The following is a 22,212-nucleotide window of genomic DNA, read 5'->3' as shown; positions in this document are numbered from 1 at the left end:
GCCAGCTTTTAATCGCAAGTAACGGTTCCTATATAGAACTGCAAATCATCTTTCTGCCTAAGGACAGGAGAAACAATGCTTAGTGCAGTTCCGCGTTTCACTCAGCTTGCAGTCATCGTCGCTCTCGCCCTCGCCACCACCCTTGCGAGCTTCGGCGACGCCGATGCGCGTCGCGCTGGCGGTTTCGGTGGATTTGGCAGCCGCGGAACGCGGACCTATGACGCTCCGGCGATAACGCGCACCGCTCCGACCCAGGCCGCTCCCATCGAGCGGACCATGACGCCGCGGCCGCAGACCGAAACGCAATCGCCGATCAATACGCAGCCACGTCCTAGCCTCTTCAATGGTTTCGGCCGGTCAATGATCGGCGGATTGATTGCGGGCGGTCTTCTCGGCATGCTGCTCGGACATGGCTTCGGCGGCGGCTTTGGCTTCCTTGGCCTGCTGCTGCAGATCGGCCTGATCATTGCGGCCATCAGCTTCGCCATGCGGTTTTTCGCAAATCGGCAGCAAACCTCCTATTCCGCATTGGGATCGAACGCGTCCTACAATATGAACGGGTCTCGGCCTTCCTCCTTCTCTATTCCGGCGATCGGCGGCGGAGCTGCAAGCCCCGCGCAGCAAAGAAAGGCCAATGACGAAATCGGGCTCACGCAAGCCGATCTCGATCGTTTCGAACAGCTTCTGACCGAAGTCCAGTCGGCTTATGGCGCCGAGGATTACAATAGCCTGCGCCGTCTCACCACGCCGGAGGCGATGTCCTATCTTGCCGAAGAGCTTGGAGAAAACGCGACCAAGGGCGTGCGCAACAGCGTCACCAATGTGCGTCTGCTGCAGGGCGATATCTCGGAAGCCTGGCGCGAGGCCAATGCCGAATATGCTACTCTCGCCATGCGTTACTCGAGCGTCGATGCGCTGCTCGACCGCACGACGGGCCGGGTTGTCGACGGCGACGATCGCAATGCGTCTGAGACCACCGAGATTTGGACGTTCGTGCGCAAGCCCGGTTCGGACTGGAAGCTTTCGGCTATCCAGGGAACGGAACTCCGTCACGCTTGAGCCTGCCTCGGCAGGCTCAATGTCTCATCGTACCGGCGATTGATGATCGGCCGGTGTCACCGCCGCACGTCAGACTGTCAGGTAAGACAAAGTGTCTGCCGCGCTATCGGAGCTGCTCGTCGCCAACGCGTCGACCTGCGCCGACGTCATGGCGGCAATCTGAGCCGGAGTAAACGCTTCGGCCTGGGAGGTCGTCAGGGAGGCGAGCGCACTGGTGCTCAATCCCGTGACTGCGCTCGTCGTCAGGGAGACGATCTGCTCGTCGGAAAACGCTGACAGATCATCCCCGCTCAGCGCGGCGGCCTGTATCACGTCGAAGGAGTTGACCTGCGATGCCGACAGCGCTCCGATTTGCGTGGTAGTCATTGCCGCCACCTGAACATAGCTCAGCGAAGCAACCTGGCTCGTCGTCAAAGCCGCGATATCGCCGGAGGATAGGGACGCGATGGCGGTCGTGGACAATCCCCTGATCGCCGTCGAGCTAATCGCAGCAAGTTCGTCGGTCGAGAAGGTTTCCAGATCCGCCGTGGTCAACCCGGCGAGCCCAGAGGAGCTCATTGCGGCTATCTGGCTGGTGGAGAGCGCTTCGATCTGCTCTTCGCTAAGAATCTTGACCTGATCACTCGTCAATCCAGAGATGCCTCCAGTGCTCAAAGCGGCGATCTCATCGTCAGAGAGCGTCGCGATGAAGTCCGTGGACAGCCCCTTTATCGAGCCTGAGCTAATTGCGGCAAGTTCTTCCGCCGAGAAGGTGTCCAGCATATCCGTGGTCAGGCCCTTAAGCCCGTCCGAACTCAATCCCGCTATCTGAGCGGTCGAGAGTGTTTCGACCTGCTCGATGCTCAAGGCGCCGGCCTGCAGGCTGCCGAGGCCTGCAACAGCCTTCGGATCCAGAGCGGCTATTTGCGCATCCGAAAGCGAGGCGATATCGACCGTAGTCATGGCCGCAACCTGCTTTGAGGTCAAAGCGCCAACCTGAGCCGTCGTCAAAGCGTCCACCTGATCCGTGCTGAGGACAGCGATCTGGTTGGTGGTCAGCCCCGATATGGCCGCCGTACCCAGAGCTGCGACCTGGCTCGCCGTCAGCGCGGCGACCGTTGCCGTCGACAGGCCCGAGACCGCGCTCGAACTGATCGCGGCTATCTCGGCGGTCGTGAAGGTATCCAAATCGTCCGTCGTGAGAGCAGCCATCTGTTTCGAGCTAAGCGCGCTGATCTGGACGCTGCTCAATGCCTCGACCTGATCGGTGCTGAGCGCTGCGATCTGAGCGGTGGTCAGGCCCGCGATGCCCGCCGTGCCAAGTGCCGCGATCTGCTCTGTCGAAAGTGAGGCAATGTCGCCTGTACTCATGGCCGCAATCTGCTTCGAGGTCAAAGCGCCGACCTGGGCCGTCGTCAGGGCATCCACCTGACTTGTGCTCAGGACTGCGATCTGGTCGCTGGTCAGACCCGATATGGTCGCCGTGCCCAAAGCTGCGATCTGGGTCGGCGTCAGAGAGGCAAGCGTTGCCGTCGACAAGCCCGAGGCCGCGCTGGAACCGATCGCGGCCATCTCCGCGGCGGTGAACGTATCCAGATCGTCTGCGCTGAGGGCGGCAATCTGCGTCGAGCTGAGCGCACCGATCTGAGTGCTGTTCAGTGCCTCAACCTGATAGGTGTTCAGCGCCGCGATCTGAGCGGTGCTCAGGCCCGCAATGCCTGCCGTGCCAAGTGCCGCGACCTGATCCAGCGAAAGCGAAGCGATGTCGCCAGTGCTCATAGCTGCGATCTGTTTCGAGGAGAGAGCATGGACCTGCGCCGTCGTCAGGCCATCCACCTGATCCGTGCTGAGGACGGCGATCTGATCGGTGGTCAGCCCCACTATGCCCGCCGTACCCAGGGCTGCGACCTGGCTTGGCGTCAGCGACGCGACCGTTGCCGTCGACAGGCCGGCGACCGCGCTCGAACCGATGGCTGCCATCTCGGCGGTCGTGAAGGTATCCAGATCGTCCGTACCGAGGACGGCAATCTGCTTCGAGCTGAGCGCGCCGACCTGAGTACTGGTCATTGCCTCGACCTGATCGGTGCTGAGCACAGCGATCTGATCCGTGGTCAGACCCTCGATGCCCGCCGTGCCAAGTGCCGCGACCTGCTCGACCGAAAGCGAAGCGACGTCGGCCGTGCTCATGGCTGCAATCTGTTTCGACGTGAGAGCACCGACCTGCGAGGTCGTCAGGGCATCCACCTGATCCGCGCTGAGGACGACAATCTGATCGGTGGTTAGACCCGATATGCCTGCCGTGCCTAGCGCTGCGATCTGGGTCGGAGTCAGCGAGGCGATCGTTGCCGTAGACAGGCCGGAGACCGCAGTTGAACCGACCGCGGCCATCTCCGCGGCAGTGAAAGTATCGAAATCCTCCGCGCTGAGGGCGGCAATCTGCTTCGAGCTGAGCGCGCCGACCTGGGTGCTGGTCATCGCCTCGACCTGATCGGTGCTGAGCGCTGCGATCTGATCCGTGCTCAGACCCGCTATGCCCGCGGTGCTCAAAGAGGCTATCTGGCTTGCCGAAAGCGAAGCGATCTCGCCCGTGCTCAGGGCCGCGATCTGTCTCGATCCGAGCACGCCGACCTGGGAATTGGTCAGAGCGTCCACCTGATCGGTGCTGAGCACCGCGATCTGCTTGGTGCTCAAACCGCTGACGCCCTGCGTACTCAGAGCCGCGATCTGAGCCGTCGTCAAGGCGGCGATCACATCCGTCGACAAGCCGGGGATGGCGGCCGAACCGATCGCGGCAATCTCCTTGGTCGAGAAGGTTGCGATGTCGTCAGCTCCCAGCACCGTAAGCTGTGCGGAACTGAGAGCGCCGATCTGCGCGCTGGTCAAAGCCTCCATCTGAGCAGTGTTCAGCGCCGCGATCTGCTTGGTGCTCAGCGTATTGATGTCTATCGTGCTCAACGCCGCGACCTGGGCAGTCGTCAGGGAGGCGAGCGTGTCCGTCGACAAGCCGGCAATGGCATTCGAGCTGATCGCCGCAATGTCCTTGGTCGAGAAGGTTGCTATGTCGTCGGCGCTGAGGACGGCAATCTGTCGCGAGCTCAGCGCACCGACCTGGGTGCTCGTCAAGGCCTCCACCTGAACCGTGCTTAAGGCAGCGATCTGCGTGGTGCTCAGAGCGCTGATGCCTTGCGTACTCAGGGCTGCGATCTGGGCGGTCGTCAAGGACGCAATCGTCGCTGTCGCCAAGCCTGGAATAGCACTGGAACTGATCGCCGCAATGTCCTTGGTCGAGAAGGTCGCTATTTCGTCCGCACTCAGCACGGTAATCTGTGATGAACTGAGGGAGCCGACCTGGGCGCTGGTCAGGGCTTCCGCCTGGCTGGTGCTGAGGACTGCAAGCTGCTTGGAGCTCAATCCCGCAACGCCGCCCGTGCTCAGGGAGGCAATTTGCGCCGTTGAAAGAGCCGCTATGTCGCCTGTGCTCAAGGCTGCAACTTGTGCCGAACTCAGCGCTGCGATCTGCTTGGTCGACAAGAGCGAAATCTGGCCGGTGCTGAGAGCAGCGATCTGGCTGGTCGAAAGTCCTGCGACGCCGCCGGTGCTCAGAGCCGCGATCTGGGTCGTTGAAAGCGTTGCTATGTCGCCCGTTGTCAGTGCCGCGATCTGCGTCGAATTGAGGGCGCCGATCTGGGTACTGGTCAAGGCGTCGATCTGAGTGGAGCTGAGAGTAGCAATCTGATCGGCAGTCAGGCCCGAAACGCCCGACGTGCTCAACACGGCAATTTTGTCGGTAGACAAGACTGCAACATCGTCGCCCAAGGCGGCGACTTGTGCCGCACTCAACGCCTTGACCTGCGTGGCGGACAGGAGACCGACCTGAACGGTGCTCAAGGCATCGATCTGATCGGTGGTCAGGCTTGCGATCGCGCTGGTGCTCAGCGAAGCGAGCTGAACTGTGGTGAGAGCGGCGATAGCATCCGCGCTCAAGCCCGACATGCCCTTGCTCGCGATCGCCGCGATATCGGCGGTCGAGAACACCGCGATGTCATCCGTGCCCAGAGCCCCAAGTTGCGTCGAACTCAGCGCCTTCACCTGTGCCGTTGACAGTGCTTCGACCTGACCGGTGCTCAGAGCTTCGATCTGGTCGTCCGTCATGCTTGCAATCGCACCGGTGCTGAGCGCGGCGATCTGGGTGGTGGTGAGAGCGGCGACAACATCCGCACTCAGACCCGGCATGGCCTTGTTCGTGATCACTGCGATGTCCGCGGTGGAGAAGGTCGCTATGTCCTCCGCACTCAGGGCAGCAAGTTGCGTCGAACCCAGCGCCTGCACCTGTGTCGTGGTCAGGGCTTGGACCTGATCGGTGCTCAAAGCCTCGACCTGATCCGCCGTCAGGTTTGCAACCGCACTGGTGCTCAAGGCAGCAATCTGGGCGGTCGACAAGGCCTCAATCTGATCGGCGTCCAAGGCCTGAAGTTGCACCGTTTTGAGGCCGCTAATCTGGGCGGTCGTCAATACTGCGATCTGATCGGCGGTAAGAGCCGCAACGGTGTCCGTGCTCAGACCCGAGATGCCTTTGCTCGTGATCGCTGCGATATCCGCGGTGGAAAAGGTTGCTATATCTTCCCCGGTCAAGGCTCCAAGCTGCGTCGAAGTCAGTGATTTCACCTGTACCGACGACAGGGCTTCGACCTGGCTCGTGCTCAAGGCTGCGACTTGCGACGTTTGGAGGACTGCCATCTGAAGCGTCGTCAACACAGCGATCTGATCGGTGCTAAGCGCAGCAACAGTGTCGACGCTCATACCCGGCAGAGCTTTGGTGGTGATTGCCGCGATATCGGTGGTCGAGAAGGTCGCGATGTCATCCGTGCCCAGAGCCCCAAGTTGCGTCGAACTCAGCGACTTCACCTGTGTCGGCGTCAGGGCTTCGACCTGATCGGTGCTCAAGGCCTGGAGTTGCACTGTTGTGAGGGCAGCGACCTGGGCCGTCGTCAATGCGGCGATCTKACCCGTGGTAAAGGCCGCAACAATCTCCGTGCTCAGACCCGGCACGGCTTTGCCGGCGATCGCCGTGATATCAGCGGTCGAGAACGTCGCTATGTCCTCCGCGCTGAGGGCCGCCAGTTGTGTCGAGCTCAGCGCCTTCACCTGTGTCGACGACAGGGCTTCGACCTGGCTCGTGGTCATGGCAGCGAGCTGCGCTGTCTTGAGGGCAGCAATCTGCAGCGTCGACAAGACGGAGATCTGTTTCGTAGAGAGTTCTGCGACAACGTCCGTGCTCAGGCCCGGCAAGGCTTTCGTCGTGATCGCGGCGATGTCCGTGCTCGAGAACGTCGCTATGTCATCCGTGCCCAGAGCCTGAAGCTGTAAAGAACTCAGCGACTTCACTTGTACCGAGGACAGAGCCTTGACCTGATCGGTGCTCAAAGCTGCGACCTGATCGGTCGTCAGGCCCAGAATCGCGACGGTGCTCAGAGCCGCGACCTGATGGGTGGTGAGGGCTCCGATGACGGCTGTACCCAGGCCCGAGATGCCTTTACTCGTGATCGCCGCCATGTCGGCGGTCGAAAATGTCGCTATGTCATCCGTGCTGAGCGCGCCAAGCTGTACCGAGGACAGGGCTTTGACCTGCGCCGTTGTCAGGGCCTCGATCTGAGCAGTGCTCATGCTCGCGATCTGATCGGTCGTCAGGCTTGCCGTCGCACCGGTGCTCAAAGCAGCAACCTGAGCAGTCGTCAGGCCGTCAAACTGATCGGTATCCAAGGCCTGGAGCTGCGTTGTTTTCAGGGCGTGGATCTGGGATGTCGTCAACGCGGCAATCTGATCGGAGGAGAGCGCCGCGATAATGTCCGTGCTCAGTCCCGGCACGGCTTTGCTGGTGATCGCCGCCATGTCGGCGGTCGAGAACACCGCTATGTCCTCCGTGCCTAAGACAGAAAGCTGCGTCGAAGTCAGCGCCGCCACTTGTGCCGACGACAAGGTTTCAACCTGATCCGTGTCCATGGCCGCGAGCTGCGTCGTCGTGAGGCTGGCGACCTGAGCCGTCGTCAGTGCGGCGACCTGGCTGGTGGAGAGCGCCGCAATAATGTCCACGCCCAGGCCCGGGATGGCCTTGCTCGTGAGCGCCGCGATATCGGCGGTCGAGAACGACGCCATATCCTCCGAACTCAGAGCCGAGAGCTGCGTTGAACTCAACACCTTGATCTGTGCCGTCGATAGGACGTCGACCTGATCAGTACTCAAAGCCGCGACCTGATAGGTCGCCAGGCTTGCAACCGCGGCGGTGCTCAGGGCTGCGATCTGATCTGTGGTGAGGACTGCGATCATATCCTCATTCAAGCCATGCACGGCCTTACTCGTGATCGCGGCCACATCGGCGGTGGAGAATGTCGCTATGTCATCCGTACCAAGAACATCGAGCTGCGTGGAACTCAATACTTTGACCTGCGTCGACGACAGTGCTTCGACCTGATCGGCACTCAAAGCCACGACCTGATCGGTCGTCAGGCTTGCGATCGCACCGGTACCCAGAGCGGCGATCTGGCCGGTGCTGAGCCCTGCCAGAATGGCCGTGCTCAAGCCCAAGATGCCCTTGCTCGTGATCGCCGCCATATCGGCAGTCGAGAACGTCGCGATATCGTCCGAACTGAGGGCTGCGAGCTGTACAGAACTCAGCGACTTCACCTGCGCCGACGTCAAAGCCTCGACCTGATCGGTGCTGAAGACGGAGATCTGAGCGGACGTCAGGCCTGCAATTGCCCCGGTATTCAAGGCAGCAATCTGATCGGTCGACAAGGACTCGAGCTGATCGCTATCGAGGGCCTGGAGTTGCGTCGTTTTGAGGGCGTTGACCTGGGCCGTTGTCAATGCAGCGAGCTGACCGGAGGAGAGCGCCGCGATCGCCCCCGTGCTCAGGCCCGACATGGCTTTGCTGGCAATCGCCGCGATGTCCTCGGTCGAAAACGTCGCTACATCATCCGCAGTGAGGGCCGCGAGTTGCGACGCTTTGAGGGCGCCGACTTGAGACGTGGTCAGTGCCTCCGCCTGATCTGTCGTCAGCGCATGAAGCTGCGTCGTGGTGAGCGCGGAAACCTGGCCCGAGTTCAGACTTTCGATGGCAACCTTGTCGAGAATGCTCAACTGATCCAGCGTCAGACCGATGATGGCACCTTGCGAAATGGCGCCCAACTGCTCTGAGTCGAGAACTTTGACATCTTCCGTATCCAGAGCTGCGACCTGAGCCGAAGAAAGCGCTGCGATCTGAGTCGTGGAAAGCGACGCCACATCTTCGGCGGACCAAGCCGCGACCGTTGCCGTCGACAGAAGTCTGATCTGATTGACACTCAGGGAAGAACTGATCGAAGTCATGCCCGCAAATCCTAAACGTGAAATCCAACGTCTCAACAACCGACGGCGGTCCATCTGCCCAAGCTCTGAATGAGCATCGGCCAAGCGAGTCCGTCATCCTGTAAATGCTGAGTACGAAAAGGGGCTTGCCTGAACCTGAAGTTGACCGACGCTCGCCGATCTCTCTATCAGATGGTCTCTGGACGATTTTCCATCGCAAAACCAAACAGATCGAGGCGCTCCTCAATGCCGGACCAGACTTGATCCCTCTGAAGCGGGTAAGAGGCCGCAGCAGCTTCTCAAACTCTGTTATGATTGAGATTTGCCGTTATGGTTTCGCGCGATCGGGATGCGCCGCCTGAAAAGCGGGCAGTTTGGCGCAATTGCCATCGATATCGACGATGCGCTTGAAAGCGGTGATATCAACTCCCCATCGGCGGGCGTTATAGACTTGGGGAACAAGGCAGAGATCCGCCATCGTCGGCTGATCTCCAAAGCTGAACTCTCCATTGAATTCAGAGAGCATTGCTTCCAGTTTGCCGAGGCCGTCCGCAATGAAGTGCTTTGTCCATTCTTCGCGGGCTTCAGCCTTGCCCGTTATGCTTATGACATGCGCCGCGACATGCATGTTGCAGATGGGGTGGATGTCCATGGCGATCGCATAAGCAAGTGCTCGTACCTGTTGCCGCTCCGCAATGTCCAGCGGCAGCAATCCATACTCCGGCCGAAGCTCCGCCAGATATTCGATGATTGCGAGCGACTGCGTCAGCGTCTTTCCATCGATCACCAGCGTCGGCACAAACCCTTGCGGGTTGAGCGCCAGATAATCCCCGCTTCTCTGCTCACCTTCCAACAGGTTGATCGACACGGTTTTATAGTCGATCTCAAGCATGTTGAGCGCGATGCGGACACGGTAGCTCGCCGATGATCTCCAGTAGTCGTAGAGGACGACCTCATTCATCGCGGCTTCAACCCTTCATATTTTTCGACCGTCTGCTCGATCGCTCCGAAGATTGAATGCCCGGTCCGATCTTTCATCTCGATCCGGACCTGGTCTCCGAACTTCATGAAGGGGGTCTTCGGCGATCCGGTTTCAATTGTCTCGATCATCCGTATCTCGGCGATGCAGGAATAACCGTCTCCGCCGTTTTCAACCGGCTTGCCCGGCCCGCCGTTGAGCTTGTTGGAAACCGTTCCCGAGCCGACGATCGTCCCGGCCACGAGATTGCGGGTCTTGGCGGCATGGGCGATCAGTTGGCCAAAATCAAATGTCATATCGACGCCCGCATTTGCCTTGCCGAATTTCTTGCCATTCAAAGTCACGAGCAGCGGCAGATGCACCTTGCCGCCATCCCAGGCGTCTCCAAGTTCCTCCGGCGTCACCGCGACCGGAGAAAATGTCGATGCCGGCTTGGACTGGAAAAAACCAAATCCCTTTGCCAGCTCTTCCGGGATGAGGCCGCGCAACGATACGTCGTTAACGAGCATCAGCAGGCGGATGGCGCTGCGGGCAGCCTCCGGAGTCGAACCCATGGCAACATCGCCGACAATGACGGCAACCTCGCCTTCCATGTCGATCCCATATGCCTCGTCGGCCATCGCGATCGGGTCGCGGGGGCCAAGGAAACCGTCTGATCCCCCTTGATACATCAGCGGATCGACCCAGAAGCTCGCCGGCATCTCGGCGTTGCGCGCCTTGCGCACAAGCTCCACATGGTTGACATAGGCCGAGCCGTCGGCCCACTGATAGGCCCGCGGTAAAGGCGAGGCGGCTGCATGTTCGTGAAACCGGATTGTCGGCTGGGCTCCGGTCTCGATACCTTCCGCGATCAAAGCAAGCCTGGGTGCCACATGCTCCCAATCGTCGAGGGCTGCCTGCAGCGTGCGGGCAATGTGACCGACCTCGGAGCAGCGGGTAAGGTCGCGGGAGACGACGACGAGCCGGCCGTCTCTTGTGGAGTCTTTCAGTGTCGCAAGCTTCATGTCCCAATCCCAGTGTCGGAGGATAATTGGCCGGACTTCACTTGATGCCCGGCGTTCCGTCGAACTTGCGTTCCAGGCCGTCCCAGCACTCCAGATAATTGTCCTGCCGCGTTTCAAGCTCGGCCGCGTATTTCGTCACCTGCTGCGGAAATCTGGTCTCGAACATGAAAGCCATGGTTTGATCCAGTTTCACGGGCTTGAGCTCGGAATTGGATGCCTTTTCGAAGCCCGAGGCATCCGGTCCATGCGGGAGCATCATATTGTGCAGGCTCATGCCGCCCGGCACGAAACCTTGCTCCTTTGCATCATATTGGCCATGGATCAGGCCCATGAACTCGCTCATGATGTTGCGATGATACCAGGGCGGGCGGAAAGTATGTTCCGCAACCAGCCAGCGCGGCGGAAAGATCACGAAATCGACATTCGCCGTGCCGGCACTTTCGGTCGGAGCGGTCAGTACGGTGAAGATCGACGGATCGGGATGGTCGAACAGGATCGCCCCGACCGGGGAAAATGTCCGCAGGTCGTATTTATAAGGGATATAGTTGCCGTGCCAGGCGACCACATCGAGGGGTGAGTGGCCGATTTCGGTGACGTAGAACTTTCCGCACCATTTGACATGCACGCGGCAAGGCGTCTCCTTGTCCTCGAAGGCGGCGACGGGCGTCTTGAAGTCGCGCGGGTTTGCCAGGCAGTTCGCGCCGATAGGCCCGCGATCCGGCAGCGTGAATTTCGCGCCGTAGTTCTCACATATATACCCGCGCCAGACCTTTTCGTCGCCAATGCGCTGCACCTTGACCATCATGCCGCGAGGGACGACGCAAATTTCCAAGGGCTCGATGTCCATGATGCCCATTTCGGCAAACACCCTGATAGCGCCGACCTGGGGCACAATGAGCAACTCGCCATCGGCATTGAAGAAATAATCATCCACCATGTCCTCGTTGAAGACATAGGCGTGCGACGCCATGCCCGTCTGGGTCATGACATCGCCGCCGCTCGTGATCGTGCGGATCCCTTCCAGAAAATTCAACCGCTCAGTCGGCGCGGGCAGCGGATCCCAGCGAAGCTGGCCGAGAGGAAGCGAATGCTCGTCGAGACAGGGTGCGGATTTCCAGAGTGGATAGAAGGCGTTCGAAAAGCGGCGGGTGTGACGCACGCTCGGGCGGATGCGATAGAGCCAGGACCGTTCATTCGTCCCACGGGGGGCGGTGAACGGCGAGCCGGAAAGCTGCTCCGCGTAAAGACCGTAGTTGCATTTCTGCGGGCTGTTCTGGCCTTGTGGCAGAGCGCCGGGAAGCGACTCGCTTTCGAAGTCATTGCCGAAGCCCGGCATGTATTGCAGCGTCTCCGCCGCCGTCGCCTGGCTGTCGGAAGTTTTAGATATCGTCTGGTCCATCGCTCCACTCCTCCCGAAAATGCCGGCTATCCGGGGCCTTGCGCCGGATAGCCTGGAGATCACTCAGCCGCGGTGCCAATGACGCCGCGCTTGATCTGATCCGCCTCGATCGACTCGAAAAGAGCACGGAAGTTGCCCTCCCCGAAGCCTTCATCGCCCTTGCGCTGGATGAACTCGAAGAAGATCGGACCAATGACCGTCTTGGAGAAGATCTGAAGCAGGACTTTCGTCATGCCGCCGTTCACCACACCTTCGCCGTCGATGAGGATACCATGTTTCTTCATACGTTCGATGGGTTCGTCATGACCATTCACGCGGGCATAAGACATGTCGTAATAGGTCTCCGGCGGACCCGGCATGAAACGGAGGCCGTTGGCGGCAAGCTTGTCGGTGCCGCTGTAGATGTCTTCCGTTCCAACCGCGATGTGCTGGATGCCCTCGCCCTTGTATTTCTTCAGAAACTCCTCGATCTGGCTTGTGTCGTCCTTCGATTCATTGAGCGGAATTCGGATTTTGCCGCAGGGCGAGGTGATGGCGCGGCTCACCAGACCGGTGATGCGCCCATCAATATCGAAGAAGTGGATCTGCTTGAAATTGAACAGCTCGCGATAGAAATCCCACCACTTGTCCATGTTGCCGCGGAAGACATTGTGCGTCAGATGATCGAGATAATAGAAGCCGACGCCTTCGGGATACGGATCGCGCTCGCCAAGCCAATCGAACTCTGCGTCGTAAGCCGATCCCTTTGCCCGGTAGGTCTCGACAAAATAGAGCAGCGAACCACCGATGCCGACGATCGCCGGAACATTGAGCGCCTTGTCATTCCCTTCATAGGGAACGGCGCCTTTTGACACCGCGTGGTCGAACGCATGCCTGGCATCKACAACGCGCCAGGCCATCGACGGGGCGCAGGGACCATGCTTGTCAACGAAATGAGCGGCATGGCTACCGGGCTCTGCGTTCAGGATATAGTTGATATCGCCCTGCCGCCAGACGGTGATGTCTTTCGTCTTGTGTTTGGCGACCGGAGCGTAACCCATGCGCGTGAAGAGTTCGCGCAGTTTCTCGGGCTCAGGATGAGCGAATTCAACGAATTCGAAGCCGTCGGTGCCGGCCGGATTGTCGGCGGTTATTTCCGAAGGCGGCGCATCGTGCGGGAAAGGACCCATTTTCTTTCTCCTCTAGAGAGATGAATTTGACTATGCAAAGTGTGGCCCAAAACGCGCGCAAAGTTCTTGCATTCTTCATGCTCAAAGAAGATATTATGCACGGATCGTGAGGATTTTTGAGATTTTGCGCAGTGGATGAACAGCTCGACAAATTGGATTTGCGCCTGCTCCAGGAGCTTCAGAAAGACGGCAGGCTGACGAACAACGAATTGGGCGAGCGGATCGCGCTTTCACCCTCGCAATGCTCGCGCCGGCGGACGAGATTGGAAGCGGAAGGATATATTCGCAGCTACCAGGCCAACCTGGACAGGCAGAAGCTGGGCTTGGATATGCTGGTGGTCATCTCCGTAACACTCGCGACCCACAACCGGGACAATGCCCGCAGATTTTCCCAACTGATCAACGGGTTGCCGGAAGTTCTTGAAGCCTATGCGCTGACGGGTGAAATGGACTATCACTTGAAGGTGGCAACCCGCGGGCTCAACGACCTCTCAAGGTTCGTCAACGACGTTCTGTTGCCCCACGAGTCGGTGCAGCATGTGAAGACGTCGATTGTCCTCGACACGCTCAAGACATTCGAGGGGTTTCCGGTGCTCATGCCGCATAGTTGGCATGGCGATAGTGCACGTTGAATTGTCTGCGTGCACGAATCCAGCTCGGCAGGCGCTAGATCGGCAGTTCGGTCGAGAATTTCAGCTCGCGCAGCACAAAGCTCGACACGACCGTACGCACATGGGGGTTGCGCATGAGGTAGCGGGTCATGAAGGCCTCATAGCTTTCCACATCCTTCGCCCGGATCTTCAGCATATAGTCGAAGGCGCCGGACAATGCGTAGCACTCCATGATCTCCGGTCGCTCCAATACTACCGAAGCGAAAGATGCCACCGCCTCTTCGTGGTGATCCTCCAGCGTTACATGCGCAATCACGCAGAGTTTGAGATCGAGTTTTCCCGGATCCAGCAATGTCACGCGCTTGCGGATGACACCATCGGATTCCAGCTCCTGGATCTTCCGCCAAGCCGAACTTTGCGACATGCCGGCCTTTTCCGCTAACTCAGCCAGCGAAAGACTGCCATCGGCCTGGATGAGTTGCAGAAGCTTGCGATGAAAACTCCCATTTTCTTTCATTTTCAGCGCCATATTCGAGAAGATTTCCCATCAATATGACGATAATCAGCACAAAAGAAAAGAAAATCCTCAAAGCTTGGAGCATAATTGCAAGAATACCGCAGTGCCTGGGAGGATCGGCATGACCAAGGAAAGCAGCTACACCGCCAAACTGCCCGGCCCGGACGGTTTATACGTTTACACCACCGAAGAGGACGCGATCTGGGGCGAGCTCTATGAGCGTCAGATGAAGCTGCTCGCCAATATGGCTTGCCGCGAATATCTGGACGGCGTCAAAACCCTGGGGCTGAGGTCGGACAAGGTGCCTCAACTTCTCGACGTCAACCGTCGCCTGAGCGAGACCACCGGCTTCGGCGTCGAAGGCGTGCCGGCGCTTATTCCGCCCTCGCGCTTCTACGAACTTCTGTCGCTGGGCAAATTCCCGCTGGCAACCTTCCTGCGCCGTCGCGAGCATATCGACTATATCGAGGAGCCGGACCTGTTCCACGAGGTTTTCGGCCATTGCCCGCTGCTGACCAACCAGAGCTATGCCAATTTCGTGCGGCATTTCGGCGAAACCGCCGTGCGCCTCGGCAAAGGCTATTCCTGGCATCTGTTCCGCATCTTCTGGTTTACCGTCGAATTCGGCCTGATCAACACGCCGCAAGGCCGCCGCTGCTTCGGCGCCGGCATCGTCTCCTCGCCGAGCGAAACGAAGGCCGCAATGGAAGGCAAAGCGTGCGAATTTCGGCCGTTCGACCTGCTCAGCGTCCTCAGAACGCCATATCGGATCGATATCGTCCAGCCGATCTATTATGTCATCGACAGCTTCGCCGACCTTGAAGCGATCGTCGAGCAGGATATCGAGGGCCAGATCCTCAAGGCGAAGTCGCTGGGTGATTTCCCGCCCACTTTCGAAGCCAAGGCATCGTGAACAGGCACTTGCCTCCTACCTGCTTACGTCCAATCTTTGGCAACTTATCCCAAACGCCGCCATCCGGCGGCGTCGCTATTTCGGCTTCACCAAAGACGCTCTTGCTCGATTAATGTGCACCGCAGCAAAGGCCGCCCAAGATTTGACCATTCCGTCACCGGGCTATCGTTCTCCTTCCCCATTGATAATGCTAGATTTTTTGGCGCACTGAATTTGGCACGCAACTTGCTTTCTTATTTTCGAGGCCCACAAGGCTCACATATTTGGCGTCCAACGTGGGGCGCCCCAGGCAAAGCTGCTGATCAGGATTAACGAACGCGCTCCCAGCGTGCGCGAACCCTGGTCAGCAGCTTTTTTGTTTCAATTCGAACCCAGGAAAGCGCGACGTTGTCGCGCACGGAGTAGCTATGCCTGCTTTTGACCAAACGCCGACATCGTCCTCTGACGCACCGCAACGCGCGCTGTGGATATCGACACTCGCATTCACCATCTGTTTTGCGGTCTGGACGATCTTCGCGATCATCGGCATCCGTATCAAACAGGAGCTTGGCCTGAACGAGGCCGAGTTTGGCTTGCTGGTCGGCACGCCGGTCCTGACGGGTTCGATCGTCCGCATCGTTCTCGGCATCTGGACCACCCGCTACGGCGGCCGTCTTGTCTACACGCTCACCATGCTGGCCGCCGCATTGGCGACCTTCCTGCTCTCTTATGCCCATACCTACACGCAGATGCTGATCGCTGGCCTCGGCGTCGGCCTTGCCGGCGGCTCCTTCGCGGTCGGTGTCGCCTACGTCTCGCCCTTCTTCCCGCCGGAAAAGCAGGGAACGGCGCTTGGCATCTTCGGCGCCGGCAATGTCGGTGCAGCGGTGACCAAGTTCGCGGCCCCCTTCGTCCTCCTCGCATGGGGCTGGCAGGCTGTCGCCGAGATCTGGGCGCTGGTGCTTGCGGCCATGGCGGTCGTCTTCTGGTTCACCACKACCGATGATCCGGCCTTCCGCGCTCGTCGCAACGGCGGCGGCGTATCCAAAAGCCTCCTGCAGGAATTCGCACCGTTGAAGAACGTGCAGGTATGGCGCTTCTCGCTCTATTACTTCTTCGCATTCGGCGGCTTCGTCGCCCTGTCGCTGTGGCTGCCCCGTTATCTGGTCGGCGTCTACGGCTTCAACCTTGAGACTGCCGGCATGGTCGCTGCCGCCTATTCCATCCCGGGCAGCATCTTCCGCGCCTTCGGCGGCATGCTTTCCGACAAAAAGGGCGCCCGAAGCGTCATGTACACGATGCTGGCTGTATCGGCTGTAGCAACCCTAATCCTTTCGTTGCCGGCAGCCACAGCAGCAGGCCCAGCCTTCGGCATTACGCCGGCGATCTTCATCGTCGTCATCTTCGTTCTCGGCTTCTTCATGAGCCTCGGCAAAGCGGCGGTCTACAAGCACATTCCCGCGTACTATCCCGGCGCTGTCGGTGCTGTCGGCGGTATCGTCGGCATGATGGGCGGCCTTGGCGGCTTCATCCTGCCGATCGCCTTCGGCCTGCTCAAGGACATGACCGGCCTGTGGTCGAGCTGCTTCATGCTGCTGTTCGCGATCGTCGCTATCTCGCTGGTATGGATGCATTTCTCCATCCGCCAATTGCAGCGGAACAGCGCATCGACCGCAAACGCCAGCGTTTTTGCCCAGTAATTTGGATCGGACTTCCATCATGACCCAGAAACTCATCATCATCGGCAACGGCATGGCGCCCGGCCGCATGCTGGAACACCTCCTCGAAAAAGCGCCCGGCCAGTATGAAGTGACGATCTTCAACGCCGAGCCGCGCGTCAATTACGACCGCATCATGCTGTCGCCGGTCCTTTCGGGTGAAAAGGACTACGAGCAGATCATCATCCACGGCGATGGCTGGTACATCAAGAACAACATCACCCTCTATAAGGGCCACAAGATCGTCGCCATCGATCGCGCCGCGAAGACCGTCACCTCGGATCATGGCGTCACCGAGAGCTACGACAAGCTGGTGATCGCCACCGGTTCCGTGCCCTTCATCATTCCTGTTCCCGGAAACGATTTGCCGGGCGTCCTGACCTATCGCGATCTGGACGACGTCAACGCCATGCTGCTTGCCGCACAGTCCCGCGCCAAGGCGGTCGTCATCGGCGGCGGACTGCTCGGTCTCGAAGCCGCGGCAGGTCTCAGCTCGCGCGGCATGGACGTCACCGTGCTGCATGTCATGCCGACGCTGATGGAGCGCCAGCTCGATCCCGCCGCCGGCTATCTGCTGCAAAAGGCCGTCGAGGAACGCGGCATCAAGGTGATCACCAAAGCCAACACCAAGGCGATCGTCGGCGACGGCAAAGTCGAAGGTGTGGAATTGGCCGACGGCACCATCGTGCCGGCGACGTTGGTGGTCATGGCAGCCGGCATCCGTCCGAGCGCCGGCCTTGCGAAGGATGCCGGCCTCGCCGTCAACAGAGGCATCGTCGTCGACGCCGGTATGGGCACCTCCGACGGCGATATCTATGCGCTCGGCGAATGCGCCGAAGTGGGCGGTCAGGTCTACGGCCTGGTGGCGCCGCTTTATGAGATGGCGCGCGTTGCTGCCGCGCAGCTTGCCGGCGACACCACTGCCGGCTTCGTGCATTCCGACACGCCGACCAAGCTCAAGGTCACCGGCATCGACCTCTTTTCCATCGGCGACTTTGCGGACGGTGACGATCGCGAGGAAATCGTGCTGCGCGATGCCGCAGCCGGCGTCTACAAGCGCGTGATCCTGAAGGACAATCGCATCATCGGCACCGTACTTTATGGTGAAACGGCTGACGGCGCATGGTTCAACGACCTGAAGAAGAAGGCGACCGATATTTCGGAGATGCGCGAGACGCTCATCTTCGGCCAGGCCTACCAGGGAGGGTCCCCGCTGGACCCTATGGCGGCCGTTGCAGCCTTGCCGGATGATGCGGAAATCTGCGGCTGCAACGGCGTCTGTAAGGGCAAAATCACCTCGACAATCACGTCCAAGGGCCTGACGTCCCTGGACGAGGTGCGCGCCCATACGAAGGCATCCGCCTCGTGCGGCTCCTGTACAGGGCTCGTCGAACAACTGATGTCAATCACGCTTGGCGACAGCTACAACCCGGCCGCCGTCCAGCCGATGTGCACCTGCACCGAGCTTGGTCATGACGATGTGCGCCGGCTGATCAAGGCCAAGGGGCTGAAGACCATCCCCGCCATCATGCAGGAGCTGGAATGGAAGACCTCCTGCGGCTGCGCCAAATGCCGGCCGGCGTTGAACTATTACCTCGTCTGCGACTGGCCGGATGAATATGCCGACGATTATCAGTCGCGTTTCATCAACGAGCGCGTTCACGCCAATATTCAGAAGGACGGCACCTATTCGGTCGTGCCGCGCATGTGGGGCGGCGTGACCAGTTCGAACGAGCTGCGCGCCATCGCCGATGTCGTCGACAAATTCGAGATCCCGATGGTCAAGGTGACCGGCGGTCAGCGCATCGACCTTCTCGGTGTGCAGAAGGAAGACCTGCCCGCTGTCTGGGCCGATCTCGGCAAGGCGGGCTTCATCTCCGGCCAGGCCTATGCCAAGGGCCTGCGCACGGTGAAGACCTGCGTCGGTTCGGACTGGTGCCGCTTCGGCACGCAGGATTCCACCGGCCTCGGCATCCGCATCGAGAAGTTCATGTGGGGCTCTTGGACCCCGGCAAAGCTCAAGATGGCGGTTTCCGGCTGTCCGCGCAATTGCGCTGAGGCGACCTGCAAGGACATCGGCGTCATCTGTGTCGACAGCGGCTTCGAAATCCATTTCGCAGGCGCTGCCGGTCTCGACATCAAGGGCACGGAAGTGCTCGGCCTCGTCAAGACCGAGGACGAGGCGCTGGAGCATATCGTGGCGCTGACGCAGATGTACCGCGAGCAGGCCCGTTACCTCGAGCGCATCTACAAATGGGCGAAGCGCATTGGCCTCGACGAGATCCGCCGCCAGATCATGGACGACGGCGAAAAGCGCAAGGCTTTCTACGAACGCTTCGTCTTCAGCCAGAAATTCGCCCAGGTCGATCCCTGGTCGGAGCGCGTCTCCGGCAAGGACAAGCATGAGTTCAAGCCGATGGCGACGATCGGCTACCCGCAGGCCGCCGAGTAAGGAGATGGACATGAACTGGCCCAATGAAAACTGGCATCCAATCGGCGACATCTCGGACATCCCTCTGCGCGGCGCACGCTGCGTGAAGACCCCGCAGGGCAAGATCGCGGTCTTCCGTACCGCCGAAAACGAAGTCTTCGCCATCGAGGATCATTGCCCGCACAAGGGCGGACCGCTTTCGCAAGGGATCGTGCACGGCGCCGCCGTCACCTGCCCGCTGCACAATTGGGTCATCTCGCTTGAGACCGGTAAGGCACTCGGAGCGGATGAAGGTTCGGTTCGGACCATCCCGGTACGCAATGAGGACGGAGTGCTGTCGATCAGGCTCGATAGCCTCATGATGGCGGCGGAATAGATGGTTTTGCACCCGGCTCTATCTTCGGCTCTTGGAGGGCAGCTCGATGTCCGCTGAGACCAAAACGACCTGCCCCTATTGCGGCGTCGGCTGCGGCGTCATCGCCAGCATCGATGATGACGGCAAGGTTTCCGTCAAAGGCGATCCCGATCATCCCTCCAATTACGGGCGGCTCTGTTCCAAGGGGTCGGCGCTGGCGGAGACGATCGATCTTGACGACCGCCTTCTCTATCCGGAAGTCGGCGGTGAACGTGCGAGCTGGGACGAAACCCTCGATCTGGTGGCAAGGCGTTTTTCCGAAACCGTGGCCGCGCATGGCCCGGATTCGGTCGCCTTCTACGTTTCCGGTCAGCTTTTGACCGAAGATTATTACCTCGCCAACAAGCTGATGAAGGGCTTTATCGGCTCGGCCAACATCGATACCAATTCGCGCCTCTGCATGTCATCCTCGGTTGCGGGCCACCGCCGCGCCTTCGGTTCGGACACGGTGCCCGGCACCTATGAGGACATCGAGCTGGCCGATCTGGTGATCCTCACCGGCTCCAATCTCGCCTGGTGTCACCCGGTCCTCTACCAGCGCCTCGCTGCCGCCAAGGCCGAACGTCCGGGAATGAAAGTGGTCGTCATCGATCCGCGCCGGACGATGACCTCCGATATCGCCGACCTGCATCTGGCAATCCGTCCCGATGGCGATGTCGCTCTATTCACGGGTCTGCTTGCCCGCCTGGCCCAGAGCTCCGCCATCGACCAGAATTTCATCGCGACCCATACCGAAGGCTTCTCGGACGCTTTCGCTGAAGCCTCGGCGCTAAGCTTCAGCGACCTGCTCGACAAGACTGGTCTGCCGGCGATGCAACTGCGCGAGTTCTTCCGCCTGTTCGAAACGACGGAAAAGGTCGTGACCTGCTATAGCCAGGGCGTCAACCAGTCGTCCTCCGGTACCGACAAGGTCAACGCCATCCTCAATTGCCATCTCGCTACGGGACGCATCGGCCGTCCCGGCATGGGGCCTTTCTCCCTGACCGGCCAACCCAATGCCATGGGCGGACGCGAGGTCGGTGGGCTCGCCAATATGCTTGCCGCCCATATGGCGATCGAGAACGCGGACGATCGGGATCGTGTGCAGCGCTTCTGGAAATCCCCCGTCATCGCCGAGCGACCAGGGCTGAAGGCCGTCGACATGTTTCGCGCCGTTGCCGATGGCCGCGTCAAAGCCCTGTGGATCATGGCGACCAATCCAGTGGTCTCGATGCCGGATGCGGATGCCGTCGAAGCAGCGATCAAGGCCTGTCCGTTCGTCGTCGTTTCCGACGTCCTGAAACAGACGGATACGGCACGACATGCGGACGTGTTGCTACCCTCTATCGGCTGGGCCGAGAAAGATGGCACCGTCACCAATTCCGAACGCCGGATTTCCCGGCAACGCGGCTTTCTCCCCTCGCCCGGCGAGGCGAAACCGGACTGGTGGCAGATGGCCGAAGTTGGTCGTCGGATGGGCTTCACTGAGGCCTTCTCCTTCCACTCGCCAGCCGGCATTTTTGCCGAACATGCTGCCCTTTCCAGCTTTGAAAATATCGGCAGCCGGGATTTCGATATCGGCGCCTGCTCGCAGATAGCGGCCGAAGACTATGAAACGCTTTCGCCGTTCCAATGGCCGCAGCCTGCGGGAACCGCGCCGCAGACGACGCGCTTCTTCGCCAAAGGCGGATTTTTTCACGCCGACGGCAAGGCCCGTTTCGTGGCCATCAAGATGCCGGTTTCGGACCGCACGAGTGCGGAATTCCCGTTCACGCTCAATACGGGCCGTATCCGCGACCAGTGGCATACGATGACCCGCACCGGCAAAAGCGCCAGGCTATCATCGCATATTGCCGAGCCCTTTGCCGAAATCCATCCCCGCGATGCGATCGAAATCGGCGTCAGCGATGCCAGCCTGATCGAGATCGAAAGCCCGCAAGGCAAGGTGATCGTTCGAGCATTGGTGACGGAACGACAGGCGCGCAGCAGCCTGTTCGTGCCGATGCATTGGAATGACAGCTTCGCCGCCAAGGCGCGCATCGATACCGTCGTCGCGCCCGTGACCGATCCCTTCTCCGGCCAGCCAGCCTCGAAAAATGTCGCTGTTGCCGCACGTCCTTTCAAGGCATCGTATTATGGCTTTGCCGTTTCCGTGGCAAAGCCACAGCATCTGGAAGCCGCCTACTGGGCTCTCGCCAAGGCCGATGGCGGATGGCGGATGGAACTGGCATTCGACGATGCCGTGGAAGATTGGGCGGACTGGTGCCGCGCCACCTTCGACATTCCTCCAGATGTCGAGCCGCTCGGCTATGCCGATCAAACCTCCGGTGATCTGCGCCTGGCCTTCTTCGACGGAGACAGGCTTCTCGCGGCGCTATTTCTGGCCCGCCAGCCGGTGGCCGTCGCCCGCAACTGGGCAATCGCGCAACTGTCCGCATCGCACGGCAACATGCGCAAACGCTTTGCCCTCGTCGCCGGCCGGCCGGGCGCCAATACGCCTGATCCCGGTGCAACCGTCTGCTMGTGTTTCGGCGTCGGCGTCAACCAGATCGTCGGTGCGGTTCGCAATGGCTGCCACAGCGTCGAGGCCGTCGGAAAAGCGCTGAACGCCGGAACCAATTGCGGCTCCTGCCGCGCCGAAATCCGCGGGATCATCGATGGGTGCCTTGCGACCGCGGCCGAATAAACGGCTCAAAGAGTAGCCGGGCATGGAACA

The 22,212-nt window shown here is 60.1% G+C and carries 13 protein-coding genes; 7 read left to right on the top strand and 6 right to left on the bottom strand.

The window, feature by feature from the left end:
- Positions 1-75: 75 nt before the first annotated feature.
- Positions 76-1,059, top strand: coding sequence for a Tim44 domain-containing protein (locus QD357_RS21225; RefSeq protein WP_183939615.1), 984 nt, complete (start codon positions 76-78; stop codon positions 1,057-1,059).
- 69 nt (positions 1,060-1,128) lie between these two features.
- Here the strand turns inward: QD357_RS21225 and QD357_RS21220 are convergent, their stop codons facing one another.
- The 5 genes from QD357_RS21220 to hppD all read right to left on the bottom strand — a co-directional run bounded on the left by QD357_RS21220 (position 1,129) and on the right by hppD (position 12,933).
- Positions 1,129-8,403 (bottom strand): hypothetical protein, encoded by a 7,275-nt coding sequence (locus QD357_RS21220; protein WP_414124967.1) that lies wholly within the window; start codon positions 8,401-8,403, stop codon positions 1,129-1,131.
- 307 nt (positions 8,404-8,710) lie between these two features.
- Complete coding sequence (gene maiA, locus QD357_RS21215) at positions 8,711-9,343, bottom strand: maleylacetoacetate isomerase (RefSeq protein ID WP_414124966.1); 633 nt, start codon at positions 9,341-9,343, stop codon at positions 8,711-8,713.
- Positions 9,340-10,365 (bottom strand): fumarylacetoacetate hydrolase family protein, encoded by a 1,026-nt coding sequence (locus QD357_RS21210; RefSeq protein WP_414124965.1) that lies wholly within the window; start codon positions 10,363-10,365, stop codon positions 9,340-9,342. The genes maiA and QD357_RS21210 overlap by 4 nt, the downstream gene beginning before the upstream one ends.
- A gap of 37 nt (positions 10,366-10,402) precedes the next feature.
- Positions 10,403-11,764, bottom strand: coding sequence for a homogentisate 1,2-dioxygenase (hmgA, locus tag QD357_RS21205; RefSeq protein ID WP_183939604.1), 1,362 nt, complete (start codon positions 11,762-11,764; stop codon positions 10,403-10,405).
- A 59-nt stretch (positions 11,765-11,823) separates the two neighbouring features.
- Positions 11,824-12,933 (bottom strand): 4-hydroxyphenylpyruvate dioxygenase, encoded by a 1,110-nt coding sequence (gene hppD, locus QD357_RS21200; RefSeq protein ID WP_183939602.1) that lies wholly within the window; start codon positions 12,931-12,933, stop codon positions 11,824-11,826.
- A 131-nt stretch (positions 12,934-13,064) separates the two neighbouring features.
- Here hppD and QD357_RS21195 point away from each other — a divergent pair, with 131 nt between their 5' ends.
- Complete coding sequence (locus QD357_RS21195; protein WP_028752075.1) at positions 13,065-13,565, top strand: Lrp/AsnC family transcriptional regulator; 501 nt, start codon at positions 13,065-13,067, stop codon at positions 13,563-13,565.
- A 34-nt stretch (positions 13,566-13,599) separates the two neighbouring features.
- On the opposite strand, the gene QD357_RS21190 is transcribed toward QD357_RS21195, so the two are convergent.
- Positions 13,600-14,061, bottom strand: coding sequence for an Lrp/AsnC family transcriptional regulator (locus QD357_RS21190; protein ID WP_183939599.1), 462 nt, complete (start codon positions 14,059-14,061; stop codon positions 13,600-13,602).
- Between the two features lie 121 nt (positions 14,062-14,182).
- On the opposite strand from QD357_RS21190, the gene QD357_RS21185 reads away from it, so the two are divergent.
- From QD357_RS21185 to QD357_RS21165, 5 genes are all read left to right on the top strand, one after another.
- The gene (locus QD357_RS21185; protein WP_183939596.1) at positions 14,183-14,974 is read left to right on the top strand and encodes a phenylalanine 4-monooxygenase; all 792 of its coding nucleotides are present in this window, start codon (positions 14,183-14,185) and stop codon (positions 14,972-14,974) included.
- Between the two features lie 407 nt (positions 14,975-15,381).
- Positions 15,382-16,653 (top strand): MFS transporter, encoded by a 1,272-nt coding sequence (locus QD357_RS21180; protein WP_183939593.1) that lies wholly within the window; start codon positions 15,382-15,384, stop codon positions 16,651-16,653.
- Positions 16,654-16,672: 19 nt separating this feature from the next.
- Positions 16,673-19,123 (top strand): nitrite reductase large subunit NirB, encoded by a 2,451-nt coding sequence (nirB, locus tag QD357_RS21175; protein WP_414124963.1) that lies wholly within the window; start codon positions 16,673-16,675, stop codon positions 19,121-19,123.
- Positions 19,124-19,127: 4 nt separating this feature from the next.
- Positions 19,128-19,478, top strand: coding sequence for a nitrite reductase small subunit NirD (gene nirD, locus QD357_RS21170; protein WP_414124962.1), 351 nt, complete (start codon positions 19,128-19,130; stop codon positions 19,476-19,478).
- Between the two features lie 46 nt (positions 19,479-19,524).
- Positions 19,525-22,182 (top strand): molybdopterin-dependent oxidoreductase, encoded by a 2,658-nt coding sequence (locus tag QD357_RS21165; RefSeq protein ID WP_414124961.1) that lies wholly within the window; start codon positions 19,525-19,527, stop codon positions 22,180-22,182.
- Positions 22,183-22,212 lie beyond the last annotated feature (30 nt).

It is taken from the genome of Rhizobium sp. BR 317 (genome assembly GCF_047445835.1).
Lineage (GTDB): Bacteria > Pseudomonadota > Alphaproteobacteria > Rhizobiales > Rhizobiaceae > Rhizobium > Rhizobium paranaense.
This window is presented reverse-complemented; position numbering and strand designations above follow the sequence as displayed.

Excerpts from the sequence above, each read along its gene's own strand:
- nirB (WP_414124963.1), top strand. The coding sequence starts at position 16,673 with ATGACCCAGAAACTCATCATCATCGGCAACGGCATGGCGCCCGGCCGC.
- QD357_RS21225 (WP_183939615.1), top strand. The coding sequence starts at position 76 with ATGCTTAGTGCAGTTCCGCGTTTCACTCAGCTTGCAGTCATCGTCGCT.
- QD357_RS21185 (WP_183939596.1), top strand. The coding sequence starts at position 14,183 with ATGACCAAGGAAAGCAGCTACACCGCCAAACTGCCCGGCCCGGACGGT.
- nirD (WP_414124962.1), top strand. The coding sequence starts at position 19,128 with ATGGACATGAACTGGCCCAATGAAAACTGGCATCCAATCGGCGACATC.
- QD357_RS21210 (WP_414124965.1), bottom strand. The coding sequence starts at position 10,365 with ATGAAGCTTGCGACACTGAAAGACTCCACAAGAGACGGCCGGCTCGTC.
- QD357_RS21190 (WP_183939599.1), bottom strand. The coding sequence starts at position 14,061 with ATGAAAGAAAATGGGAGTTTTCATCGCAAGCTTCTGCAACTCATCCAG.
- hmgA (WP_183939604.1), bottom strand. The coding sequence starts at position 11,764 with ATGGACCAGACGATATCTAAAACTTCCGACAGCCAGGCGACGGCGGCG.
- maiA (WP_414124966.1), bottom strand. The coding sequence starts at position 9,343 with ATGAATGAGGTCGTCCTCTACGACTACTGGAGATCATCGGCGAGCTAC.